Source organism: Micromonospora sagamiensis, assembly GCF_014680085.1.
In the GTDB taxonomy this organism is placed as follows: Bacteria; Actinomycetota; Actinomycetes; order Mycobacteriales; family Micromonosporaceae; genus Micromonospora; species Micromonospora inyonensis.
On the sequence record NZ_AP023438.1, the window covers coordinates 5,727,101 to 5,740,883 of the forward strand.

The window sequence follows — 13,783 nt, forward strand, 5'->3', positions numbered from 1 at the left end:
ACGGAGTACATGATGTCCACGTCTGCAGATAAGGTCGTCGAGGCGCTTCGGGCTTCCCTCAAGGAGACCAGCCGGCTCAAGCAGCTCAACCAGCAGCTGACCGCCGCCGCCCGGGAACCCATCGCCATCGTGGCGATGTCCTGCCGCTACCCGGGCGGGGTGTCCAACCCCGACGAGCTGTGGGACCTGGTGGCCCGCAGCGGCGACGCGATCGGCGGCTTCCCCACCGACCGGGGCTGGGACCTGGACAACCTGTACGACCCGACCGGCGAGCGGGCTGGCCGCTCCAGCACCCAGCAGGGCGGGTTCCTCTACGACGCGGCCTCCTTCGACGCCGACTTCTTCGGCATCAGCCCGCGTGAGGCCCAGGCGATGGACCCGCAGCAGCGGCTGCTGCTGGAGACGTCGTGGGAGGCGTTCGAGAGTGCCGGCATCGCCCCGTCCGGGGTGCGCGGGCAGAAGGTCGGCGTGTTCGTCGGCACCACCGCCAACGGCTACGGCGTCGGCGCGGACGGCGGTGCGGACGGCGCCGACGAGGGTTACCTGCTGACCGGCACTGTCAGCAGCGTCGTCTCCGGCCGGATCGCGTACGCGCTCGGGCTGGAGGGGCCGGCGGTCACCGTGGACACCGCCTGCTCGTCGTCGCTGGTCGCCCTGCACCTGGCCTGCCAGGCGCTGCGCGCCGGGGAGTTCGACCTGGCCCTGGCCGGCGGGGTGACCGTGATGGCCACCCCAAGCGCCTTCGTCGGCTTCTCCCGGCAGCGCGGCCTCTCCTCCGACGGGCGGTGCAAGGCGTTCGCCGCGTCCGCCGACGGCACCGGCTGGGCCGAAGGTGTCGGCCTGCTCCTCGTCGAACGGCTCTCCGACGCGCAGCGCAACGGCCACCGGATCCTCGCCGTGGTGCGCGGCTCCGCGATCAACCAGGACGGCGCGTCCAACGGGCTCACCGCCCCGAACGGTCCCGCCCAGCAGCGGGTCATCCGGCAGGCGCTCAGCAACGCCCGGCTCACCCCCGCCGACGTGGACGCCGTGGAGGCGCACGGCACCGGCACCACGCTCGGCGACCCGATCGAGGCGCAGGCGCTGCTCGCCACCTACGGGCAGGAACGCGACGGGGGCGATCCGCTCTGGCTGGGCTCGATCAAGTCGAACTTCGGGCACAGCCAGTCGGCCGCCGGTGTCGCCGGGATCATCAAGATGGTCATGGCGATGCGGCACGGACGGCTGCCGGCCACCCTGCACGTGGACGCGCCGTCCCCGCACATCGACTGGTCCACCGGCGCGGTGTCGCTGCTCACCGAGGCCCGCGACTGGCCGGCGGCGGACCGGCCCCGGCGGGCCGCCGTGTCGTCGTTCGGCATCTCCGGCACCAACGCCCACGTCATCCTCGAACAGGCCGCGTCGGCCCCGGCCCCGGAACCGGAGTCGGACCGGTCCGGCCTGCTCACCACGCCCACCACCGTGTGGGCGCTCTCCGCCCGCTCCGCGCCGGCCCTGCGCGAGCAGGCCGCCCGGCTCGCCCGGTACGTCCGTTCCCGCGAGGACCTCGACCCGGCCCGGGTGGCCTGGTCGCTGGTCACCACCCGGTCGGTCTTCGAGCACCGGGCCGCCGTCGTCGGCGCGGAACCGGCGCAGCTCCTCGCCGGCCTGGACGCCCTCGCCGAGGGCCGCCCCGCCGGGTCCCTGGTCACCGCCGTGGCCGGCGAGCCGGCCGAAGGCCCGATCTGGGTGTTCCCCGGCTACGGCGGGCACCACCTGGGGATGGCGGCCAGCCTGATCGGCGCCTGCCCGGTCTTCGACGAGGCGCTCGCGGAGTGCCAGGCCGAGTTCGACCGCTGGTTCGACCTGGACATCGTCGGCCACCTCACCGGCGACGACGAGACCTGGCTCGGCCGCCACGAGATCGTCCAGCCGATCCTGTTCGCGCTCACCATCAGCCTGGCCCGGGTGTGGCGGGCCGCCGGCATGACCCCGCAGGTCGTCATCGGCCACTCGCAGAGCGAGGTCGTCGCCGCGCACGTCGCCGGGGTCCTGACCCTCGCCGACGCGGTGAAACTGCTCGCGGTGCGGCTGCGGGCCATCGCCGACCTCGCCGAACCCGGGACCATGGCCGCCCTCGACCTCTCCGCCGACGAGGCCACCCGACGGCTGCCCGACGGGGTCGGCATCGCCGTGGTCAACGGCCCCCGCGCGGTCACCGTCTCCGGCCCGCACGACCAGGTCGCCGAGCTGGTCGCCGCGTGCACCGCCGACGGGATCCGGGCCCGCGCCATCAACATCGACTACGCCTCGCACTGCCCGCTGGTGTACGCCGCCGCCGAGCGGATGCGGACGGACCTGGCCGGGCTGACCCCGAGCGCGGGTCAGATCCGGATCCTCTCCACCGTCACCGGCACCTGGATCGACGGCACCGAGATGGACGCCGACTACTGGGCGGAGAACCTGCGCCGCACCGTGCTGTTCGACGCCGCCGTGCGGACCGCCCTCGACGCCGGGTTCACCGACTTCGTCGAGGTCTCCGCGCACCCGGTGCTGAGCATGCCGCTCACCACCATCCTCGACGACGCCGGGGTCCCCGGGCAGGTCCTGGCCACCCTCCGCCGGGGCGAGGACGCGGCCGTGCGGATGCTGACCAGCATCGCCGCCGCCCACGCCCACGGCCTGCCCGTGGACCACCGGCAGGTGCTCCCCGCCGCCGGGGTCCTCACCGACCTGCCCACCTACGCCTTCCAGCGGCAGCACTACTGGACCGAACGGACCACCCCGGCCGGCGCCGGGCCGGTCAGCCCGGACGTGGTCGACGTGGAGTTCTGGTCGGCGGTGGAACGCGCCGACGTGGCCGCGCTCGCCGCCCAGCTCGACGGCGACCCGGCCGACCTGGAGGTGCTCGCCCCGGCGCTGCCCGTGCTGTCGTCCTGGCGGAAGGCCCGGTTGCAGCGGGCGGTGCTGGACGGCTGGTCGTACCGGGTGGTGTGGAAGCCCGTCGGCCAGAGCAAGCCGACCACCGTCCCCGGTGCCCTGCTCGTGGTCGCCCCGGCCGGTGACCCGGCCCTGGACGGCTGGGTGGACGGGCTCGCCGCGGCCGGCGGCCCGGCTGTCCGGCGGGTCGACGTCGACCCGGCCGGCGTCGACCGGCGGGCACTCGCCGAGGCGCTCGCCGCGCACCGGGACGCCCCGCTGGCCGGGGTGGTCTCCCTGCTCGGCCTGACCGACGGTGAGTACCCCGGTCACCCCGGCGTCCCCACCGGGCTGGTCGCCACCACCCGGCTCGTGCAGGCCCTCTCCGACGCCGACCTCCCCGCCCCGCTGTGGTGCCTCACCGCAGGTGGTGTCGGCACCGACCCGGCCGAACCGGTGGCCAGCGCCGCCCAGCACGCCCTCTGGGGCCTCGCCCGGGTGGTCGGCCTGGAACACCCGACCCGCTGGGGCGGCCTGGTCGACCTGCCCGCCGACCCCGACGCCTCGACGTGGGCCGAGGTCGCCCGCATCCTGACCACCGACGACGACGAGGACCAGTTCGCCGTCCGCCCGTTCGGCACCTTCGTCCGTCGGCTCGCCCGCACCGGCACGCGTACCGCCGGGCAGGTCGCCCCGTGGCAGCCACGCGGCACCGTCCTGGTCACCGGCGGCACCGGCGCGATCGGCGCGCAGGCCGCCCGCTGGCTCGCCGCCAACGGCGCCGAGCACCTGGTCCTCACCAGCCGGCGCGGTCTCGACGCGGCCGGCGCCCGCGAGCTGGCCGGCGAACTGACCGCCACCGGCGTACGGGTCAGCGTCGTGGCCTGCGACATGGCCGACCGCGACCAGGTCGCCGCACTGGTCGCCGGGCTGGACGAGGTCGCCCCGCTGACCGCCGTGCTGCACGCCGCCGGGATCACCCAGCTCACCGCGCTGGTCGACACCGACCTCGACGTGTTCGACCACGTCCTGGCCGGCAAGGTCGCCGGTGCCGCCTACCTCGACGAGTTCCTCGGCGACCGGCAGCTCGACGCCTTCGTCACCTTCGCCTCCATCTCCGGGGTGTGGGGCAGCGGTGGGCAGGGCGCGTACGCGGCCGCGAACGCGTACCTCGACGCGCTCGCCGAGCAGCGCCGCGCCCGGGGACTCACCGCCACCTCCGTCTCCTGGGGCGCGTGGGCCGAGGGTGGCATGGCCACCACCGAGGAGGCACAGCGGCTCCTCAGCCGGCGTGGCCTCAACCCGATGCAGCCGGCCGCCGCGCTGCTCGCCCTGCGGCGCGCGGTCGAGCACGGCGAGACCTGCCTCGTCGTCGCCGACATCGACTGGGCCACGTTCGCGCCCGCGTACGCCTCGGCCCGGCCACGCCCGCTGCTCGACGACATCGCCGAGGCGCGCGAGGCCCTGGTCGACAGCCCGGCCGACGGGACCACCGACCATGCGTCCGCGCTGCGCGAACGGCTGGCCGGGCTCACCCGCGCCGAACGGGACCGCCACCTCACCGACCTGGTCCGCGACCACGCCGCCGCCGTGCTCGGCCACGCCGGCACCGACGCGGTCAGCCCGAGGCGGGCGTTCAAGGAACTGGGCTTCGACTCGCTGACCGCGGTGGAACTGCGCAACCAGATCACCGGTGCGACCGGCCTGGCGCTGCCCACCACGTTGATCTTCGACTACCCGAACCCGGCGGCCCTCGCCGGGCACCTGGCGTCCCTGCTGCGCCTCGACGACGCCGAGGCCGCTTCGGCCGGGACACCGGCCGGCACGGCTGGTCGGGACAGCGCCGACGAGCCCATCGCCATCGTCGGGATGAGCTGCCGCTACCCGGGTGGGGTCAGCGACCCCGACGGACTGTGGGAACTCGTGGCCTCGGGCCGCGACGGCATCACCGAGTTCCGTACCGACCGGCACTGGGACCTCGACCGGCTCCTCGCCGACGACCCCGAGGCACCCGGCCGCTCGGCCACCCGGCACGGCGGGTTCATCGACCGGGCAGGCGACTTCGACCCGGACTTCTTCGGCATCTCGCCCCGCGAGGCCCTGGCCATGGACCCGCAGCAGCGCCTGCTGCTGGAGGCCACCTGGGAGGCGTTCGAGCAGGCCGGAGTCGCCGCCGACCGGCTGCACGGCACCCCCACCGGCGTGTTCGTCGGCGCGTCCCCGACCGGCTACGGCACCGGCGACGAGACCCCCGGCCTGGACGGCTACCGGCTCACCGGCGGCGCGCACAGCGTCATCTCCGGTCGGGTGGCGTACACGTTCGGGCTGGAGGGCCCGGCGGTCACCGTGGACACCGCCTGCTCGTCGTCGCTGGTCGCGTTGCACCTGGCCGTGCAGTCCCTGCGGCAGGGCGAGTGTGACCTCGCGGTCGCCGGCGGGGTGAACGTGATGGTCACCCCCGGGGCGTTCATCGAGTTCACCCGACAGGGCGGCCTCTCCGCCGACGGGCGGTGCCGCTCCTTCGCCGCCGCCGCCGACGGCACCGGCTGGGGCGAGGGCGTCGGCGTGCTCCTCGTCGAGCGGCTCTCCGACGCGCAGCGTCACGGCCACCGTGTCCTCGCCGTGGTGCGGGGCAGCGCGGTCAACCAGGACGGCGCGTCGAACGGCCTGACCGCGCCGAACGGCCCCTCGCAGCAACGGGTCATCCGGCAGGCCCTCGCCAGCGCCGGGCTCACCACCGCCGACGTGGACGCGGTCGAGGCGCACGGCACCGCGACGACGCTCGGTGACCCGATCGAGGCGCAGGCGTTGCTGGCCACGTACGGGCAGGACCGGCCGGCCGACCGGCCGCTGTGGTTGGGGTCGATCAAGTCGAACATCGGGCACACCCAGGCCGCCGCCGGGGTGGCCGGTGTGATCAAGATGGTGCAGGCGCTGCGGCACGGCGTGCTGCCCCGCACCCTGCACGTGGACGAGCCCACCCCGCACGTCGACTGGTCGGCGGGCGCGGTCGAGCTGCTCACCGAGGCCCAGCCGTGGCCGGAGACCGGTCGCCCGCGTCGGGCGGCGGTCTCCTCCTTCGGCGTCAGCGGCACCAACGCGCACATCATCATCGAGCAGCCGCCGGCCGAGGTGGTCGAGGGCGAACTCGTCGAGCCCACCGCGCCACCGCTGGTGCCGGTGCTGCTCTCCGCCCGGGGTGAGGGCGCGCTGACCCGCCAGGCCCGGCACTGGGCCGACCGCCTCGCCACCGGCGACCTGCCCCGGCTCGTCGACGTCGGCTGGACGTCGCTGACCGCCCGTACCGCGCTGGAGCACCGCGCGGTCCTGTTCGCCGCCGACCACGCCGAGCTGACCTCGGCACTGGCCGCCCTCGCCGCCGACGAACCCACCGACGCCGTGGTGACCGGCCGCGCCACCGACCGCGGCCCTGTCGCCCTGCTCTTCTCCGGTCAGGGCGCGCAGCGTGCCGGGATGGGTCGGGAGTTGTCCGCCGCGTTCCCGGTGTTCGCGTCGGCGTTGGACGAGGTGTGTGGTCACCTGGATCCGCTGTTGCCGCAGCCGTTGAAGCAGGTGTTGTTCGCCGGGGCGGGTTCGCCTGAGGCGGGGTTGTTGGATCAGACGGTGTTCACGCAGGCCGGGTTGTTCGCGGTCGAGGTGGCGTTGTTCCGTCTGGTGGAGTCGTTCGGTGTGGTGCCGGACTTCGTGGGTGGTCATTCGATCGGTGAGATCACTGCCGCGTATGTGGCGGGGGTGTTGTCGCTGGCGGATGCGTGTGTCCTGGTGGCGGCGCGGGGTCGGTTGATGCAGGCCCTTCCGGCTGGTGGCGGGATGCTGGCGGTGGCCGCGTCCGAGGCCGAGGTGGTCGCCTCGATCGAGGGGCAGGCCGATCGGGTCGGTGTCGCGGCGGTGAACGGCCCGGACGCCGTGGTCGTCTCGGGTGCGGTCGAAGCTCTCGACGAGGTGGAGCGCATCTGGCGGGAGCGGGGTGTGCGGACGCGTCGGTTGACCGTCAGCCATGCGTTCCACAGTCCGTTGATGGAGCCGATGCTGGACGAGTTCCGGGCCGTGTTGGAGGGGTTGACGTTCCGGGCGCCGTTGGTGCCGGTGGTGTCGAACCTGACCGGGGTGCTCGCCGACGCCGACGAGATCCGTACCCCGGACTACTGGGTGCGGCACGTGCGGGAGGCGGTCCGCTTCGCCGATGGGGTCACGGCGTTGCGGGCTGCCGGGGTCGACACCTTCGTCGAGATCGGCCCCGGCGCGGTGCTCACCGCCCTGGTCCGCGAGACCCTCACCGGAGACGCCCACGGCGTCCTCGCCGTCCCCACCCAGCGCCGGGACCGCGCCGAGCCGCGCGCCCTGCTCGCCGGCCTGGCCGAACTCTTCACCGCCGGTGGCACGGTCGACTGGACGCCGATCTTCGCCGGCACCGCCGCCACCCGGGTCGACCTGCCGACGTACGCCTTCGCGCAGGAACGCTACTGGCTGCGCCCCGCCGGCCGGTCCTCGGACGTCTCCGTCGCCGGTCTCGGCGCCGCCGGGCATCCGCTGCTCGCCGCCGCCATCCGGCTGGCCGGCGAGGACGCCGCCGTGCTCACCGGCCGGCTCTCCGTCGCCGCCCAGCCCTGGCTGGCCGACCATGTGGTGGCCGGCGCGGTGGTCGTCCCCGGCACGGCACTGGTCGAGCTGGTGCTGCGGGCCGGGGACGAGTTCGGCCCCTGCCGGGTGGAGGAGCTGACCATCGCCGCCCCGGTCGTCCTCCCCGCCCAGGGCGCGCTGCGCGTCCAGGTCCGGGTCGGCCCGCGCGACCACGCCGGTTGGCGTGCCGTCACCATCCACTCCCAGCCCGACAACGACCCGGACGGCGACTGGGTGCGGCACGCCGAGGGCGTGCTCACCGCCGTCGACCCCACCGACGACACCGGCCTCGGGGCTTGGCCGCCGGCGGGGGCCGTCGAGGTCGACCTCGACGGTTGGTACGAGGCACTGGCCGGCCACGGCATGACCTACGGGCCGGTGTTCCAGGGCCTGCGGCGGGCCTGGACGGCCGGCGGGGACACGGTCTACGCCGACGTCGCCCTCCCCGCCACCCCCGACGGCAGCACCGGTTTCGGCGTGCACCCCGCCCTGCTCGACACCGCCCTGCACCCGACCGCCCTGCTGCCCGGCGACGGGACCAGCGGCCCGAAGGCGCCGTTCGCGTTCACCGGCGTCCAGGTGCACGCCATCGGCGCGGACACCCTGCGGGTCCGGCTCACCCGGGTCGGTGGGGGCGTGCGGCTGCTCGCCGTCGACGACACCGACCGTCCGGTCGTCTCCGTCGACTCGGTCGTCCTGCGTGAGATGACCAGCGTCGACCCGACGGCGGCGGCCCTCGCCGCCCGATCGATGTTCCAGGTCGCCTGGCAGGCGGAGCCGATCGACCCCGCCGAGGCACCCCGAGTCGCCCTGCTGGGCGCGTCCACGCCGGCGCTGCCCGGCGTCCCCGCGTACCCGGCAGTCGCCGAACTGGTCGCCACCGGCGACGTACCCCCGCTGATCCTGCTGACCGTGCCGGCGACGCCGGCCAACCTGCCGGCGGAGGACCTGCCGGCCGTGGTCCGTGCGACCACCGCCGACGTGCTCGCCGTCGTGCAGGCGTGGCTGGCCGCCGACGACCTCGCCGACACCCGACTCGCGGTGGTCACCCGAGGTGCGGTGCGGGCCGTCGACGCCGACCCGGCCGACGAGCTGGCCGGTGCGGCCGTGTGGGGCCTGGTGCGCTCCGCCCAGTCCGAGCACCCCGGCCGCATCGTCCTGGCGGACCTGGACCGGGACCTCGACGCGCCGACCGTCGCGCTGCTCGCCGCCGCCGTCGACCCGACCGTGGCGCAGCTCGCGGTCCGCGGCGACGCGGCCCTCACCCCCCGTCTGGTACGCGCCGACGCCTCACCCGCGGAGACCCCGCGTCTGCGCGGTGGCACGGTCCTGGTCACCGGCGGCACCGGCGCGCTCGGTGCCCTGATCGCCCGGCACCTGGTCACCGAACGGGGCGTGGAATCCCTCGCCCTGGTCAGCCGGCGTGGCCCCGACGCTCCCGGCGCGGCGGAACTGGCCGCCGAGCTGACCGGCCTCGGTGCCCGCGTCGAGGTGTTCGCCTGCGACGTCACCGACCGGGACGCCGTGCGCGCCCTCGTCGGGCAGGTCACCGAGGACGGCCGGCTCGCCGGGGTGGTGCACACCGCCGGTGTCCTCGACGACGCCGTCGTCACCGGCATCGACCCCGACCGGCTCGCCAGGGTCCTCGCCCCCAAGGTCGACGCCGGCTGGTGGCTGCACGAGGCCACCGCCGACCTGGACCTCGACCTGTTCGTGACGTTCTCCTCCATCGCCGGGGTCCTCGGCTCGCCCGGTCAGGGCGCGTACGCGGCGGCCAACAGCTTCCTCGACGCCCTCGCCGGGCACCGCCGGGGACACGGTCTGCCCGCGCACTCCCTCGCCTGGGGCATGTGGGACACCGACGGTATGGCGGCCACCCTCAGTGCCACCGACCGTTCCCGGGTCACCCGTGCCGGCCTCGGCCTGATCACCGGGCCGGTCGGCGTCGCGCTGTTCGACGCGGCCGTCGCCACCGACACCCCCGCGCTCGTCCCCGCCGTCGTCGACGTACCGGCCCTGCGCGCGGCGGCCACCGCCACCGGCGTACCGCCGATGCTGCGTGCCCTCGTCGGCACCGTGGCCACCCGCCGTCAGGCCAGTGGTGGAGCGGCCGGTGGCTGGGCGCAGCGCCTCGCCACGCTCACCCCCGACGAGGCTCGTGCCCAGGTCGACGTGTTGGTGCGTGGTCTGGTGGCGCAGGTGTTGGGGCATGGTGGTGCGGAGTCGGTTCCGGCGGATCGGGCGTTCCGCGAACTGGGCTTCGACTCGCTGACCGCGGTGGATCTGCGGAATCGGGTGAATGCGGCGACGGGTCTGCGGTTGGGGTCGACGTTGGTGTTCGACTATCCGACGCCGGCTGTTCTGGCGGGGTTCGTGTACGAGCAGCTCACCGGTGTGGTGGGTGCCCGTGCGGAGGTGGTCGCCGCCGCTGCTGCCGACGAGCCGATCGCGATCGTGGGTATGGCGTGCCGTTACCCGGGTGGGGTGGAGTCCCCGGACCAGTTGTGGGAGTTGCTGTCCACCGGTGGGGAGGGGATCGGCGAGTTCCCGACCGACCGGGGCTGGGATCTCGCGTCCCTGTTCCACCCGGACCCCGACCACCCGGGCACCTCGTATTCCCGGCACGGGGGCTTCCTCACCGGGGCGGCCGAGTTCGATCCGGCGTTCTTCGGGATCTCGCCGCGTGAGGCGGTGGCGATGGATCCGCAGCAGCGGTTGCTGTTGGAGGCGTCTTGGGAGACGTTCGAGTCCGCCGGGCTGGATCCGGCGCGGCTGCGGGGCAGCCGTACCGGCGTGTTCGCCGGCCTGATGTACCACGACTACGCCTCGCAGGTGCAGGAACTTCCCGAGGGACTCGAGGGTTACATCGGCACCGGCAACTCCGGCAGCGTGGTCTCCGGCCGGGTGGCGTACACGTTCGGCCTGGAGGGGCCGGCGGTGACGGTGGACACGGCGTGTTCGTCGTCGTTGGTGGCGTTGCACCTGGCGGTGCAGGCGTTGCGCTCCGGCGAGTGCGATCTGGCGCTTGCGGGTGGTGTGACGGTGATGGCGACGCCGGGGACGTTCATCGAGTTCTCGCGGCAGCGGGGTTTGTCGACGGATGGTCGGTGCAAGTCGTTCGCGGCGTCGGCGGATGGGACGGGTTGGTCGGAGGGTGTGGGTGTGCTGCTGGTGCAGCGGCTCTCCGATGCGCGGCGTGAGGGTCGCCGGGTCCTGGCGGTGGTGCGGGGTACGGCGGTGAACCAGGATGGTGCGTCGAACGGGTTGACGGCGCCGAATGGTCCGTCGCAGCAGCGGGTGATCCGGCAGGCTCTGGCGAACGCCCGGCTGACCGTGGCGGATGTGGACGCGGTGGAGGCGCACGGTACGGGTACGACTCTGGGTGATCCGATCGAGGCGCAGGCGCTGTTGGCGACGTACGGGCAGGACCGGCCGGGGGGCCGGCCGTTGCTGTTGGGGTCGATCAAGTCGAACATCGGTCACACGCAGGCGGCTGCGGGTGTGGCGGGCATCATCAAGATGGTCCTGGCGATGCGGCACGGCCTGGTCCCGCCGACCCTGCACGTGGACGAGCCGTCCCCGCACGTGGACTGGACCGCTGGGGCCGTCGCGCTGGCGACGGAGCCGACGCCGTGGCCGGTGGTGGACCGGCCGCGTCGGGCGGCGGTCTCCTCCTTCGGGGTCAGCGGCACGAACGCGCACGTCATCATCGAGCAGCCTCCGGTCGAGACCCGGACCTCCCGGGCCGACGCGCCCGCACCGGTCGCTCCCGTGCCGGTGCTGTTGTCGGCGCGGTCGGAGGGTGCTCTGGCGGGGCAGGCGGATCGTTGGGCTCGTTGGCTCGCCGGTGACGAGGCGTTGCGTCCGGTGGACGTGGGTTGGTCGTCGGTGACCACGCGTCCGGCTCTGGAGTACCGCGCGGTGCTCACGGCAAGCGACCGGGACGAGTTGTTGGTGGGGCTGCGTGCTCTCGCTGGGGGTGAGCCGTCCGGTGCGGTGGTGACCGGTGTGCAGGGCCAGCGTGGTCAGGTGGCGTTGCTGTTCTCCGGTCAGGGTGCGCAGCGTGCCGGCATGAGCCGGGAGCTGTACGAGACGTTCCCGGTGTTCGCGTCGGCGTTAGACGAGGTGTGTGGTCACCTGGATCCGTTGCTGCCGCAGCCGTTGAAGCAGGTGTTGTTCGCCGGGGCGGGGACGCCTGAGGCGGGGCTGTTGGATCAGACGGTGTTCACGCAGGCTGGCCTGTTCGCGGTCGAGGTGGCGTTGTTCCGTCTGGTGGAGTCGTTCGGTGTGGTGCCGGACTTCGTGGGTGGTCATTCGATCGGTGAGATCACCGCCGCGTATGTGGCGGGGGTGTTGTCGCTGGCGGATGCGTGTGCTCTGGTGGCGGCGCGGGGTCGGTTGATGCAGGCCCTTCCGGCTGGTGGCGGGATGCTGGCGGTGGCCGCGTCCGAGGAGGCGGTCGTCGAGACGCTCGCCGGTCTGACCGACCGGGTCGGTGTCGCGGCGGTGAACGGCCCGGACGCGGTGGTCGTCTCGGGTGCGGTGGACGCGCTGGACGAGGTGGAGCGCATCTGGCGGGAGCGGGGTGCGCGGACGCGTCGGTTGACGGTGAGTCACGCGTTCCACAGTCCGTTGATGGAGCCGATGCTGGCTGAGTTCCGGGTGGTGTTGGAGGGGTTGACGTTCCGGGCGCCGTTGGTGCCGGTGGTGTCGAACCTGACCGGGGCGGTGGCGGATCCGCAGGAGTTGACCCGGGCCGAGTACTGGGTGCGCCACGTCCGGGAGGCGGTCCGCTTCGCCGACGGGGTGACCGCGTTGCGGGCTGCCGGAGTGGACACGTTCGTGGAGGTCGGTCCGCAGAGTGTGCTGACGGCAATGGCCGCTGACGTGCTGCCCGGCGACGGGGACGTGCTCGCGGTGGCGGTGCAGCGGCGGGACCGGTCGGAGGTTCCGGGTCTGCTGGCCGCGCTGGGGCAGATGCACGTGCACGGTGTGGCCGTGAGCTGGCAGGAGTGGTTCGCCGGGGCTGGCGCGCGGCGGGTGGACCTGCCGACGTACGCGTTCCAGCACCAGCGGTACTGGCTCGGCATCGGACGGGCCCGCGCGGGCGACGTGACCGGGGCCGGACTCGGCATGGCCGGTCACCCGCTGCTCGGTGCGGCGGTCACCGTCGCCGGCGAGGACATGGTGGTGCTCACCGGTCGCCTTTCCGTCGCCACCCACCCGTGGCTCGCCGACCACGCCGTCTCCGGAGCGGTGGTCGTCCCCGGTACGGCACTCGTGGAGCTGGCCGTCCGGGCCGGTGACGAGGTGGGCGTCTCCCGGCTCCGGGAGCTGACCATCGCCGCTCCGCTCGTGCTCCCCGAGACCGGTGGGGTGCGGGTCCAGGTGCGCGTCGGCGCGGCCGACCCGACGGGTCTCCGGGCCGTCGCGGTGCATTCGCAGTCCGAGGGCGATCCCGAGTGGGTCCGGCATGCGGACGGTGTGCTGGAGGCGGCGTCGGCCGACGAGCCGGTGGTCGGTGTGTGGCCGCCGGCGGGTGTGTCCGAGGTGGACGTGGCGGGCTGGTACGAGGCGTTGGCCGCGCACGGTCTGGTGTACGGGCCGGTGTTCCAGGGCCTGCGCCGGGCGTGGACCGGTGACGACGCGGTGTACGCCGAGGTCGCGCTCCCCGAGGACGAGGCCGGGGAGGCCGCGCGGTTCGGGGTGCACCCGGCGCTGCTCGACGCGGCGCTGCACCCGACCGGGTTGTTGCTGTCCGGGGAGGAGACCTCGGGCCCACGCGTGCCGTTCGCGTTCGAGGGTGTGCAGGTGCATGCCTCCGGGGCGCGGGTGCTGCGGGTGCGGTTGTCCCGGTCCGGTGCCGGGGTGCGTCTGGTCGCCTGTGACGAGGCGGGCGCGCCGGTGGTGTCGGTCGACTCCCTCGTGCTGCGCGAACTGACCGGCGTCGTGGCGCCCGTCGCGGCGACCCGCTCGCTGTTCGAACTCGTCTGGCAGGCCGACGCGGCCACCACCGCCGGGGACACGTCCGGCTGGGCGCTGCTGGCCGGGGAGTCACCGGCCGGGCTGCCGGACCTGCCGGCGTACCCGGACGTAGCGGCGCTGGTCGAGGCGGTCGACGCCGGCCCGGCGGCGGCCCCACGGGTGCTGCTGCTGCCCCTGCCCGGCACCGACGAGGACACCGCCGTACCCGCCTCGGTGCGGGCGGTGACGTCCGGGGTTCTGGCGACGGTGCAGGCGTGGT

1 protein-coding gene (only partly in view) is annotated in these 13,783 nt (G+C 74.3%); it reads left to right on the plus strand.

Features of this window, described 5'->3' with window-relative positions; all coding sequences use genetic code 11:
- The first annotated feature begins 12 nt into the window (after positions 1 to 12).
- Positions 13 to 13,783: the start of a type I polyketide synthase gene (locus IGA62_RS25070; protein WP_145822021.1), read on the plus strand. Its footprint extends 16,079 nt past the window's final position; 13,771 of the gene's 29,850 nt are visible here — the first part of the coding sequence; its start codon is at positions 13 to 15; its stop codon lies beyond the right edge, outside the window.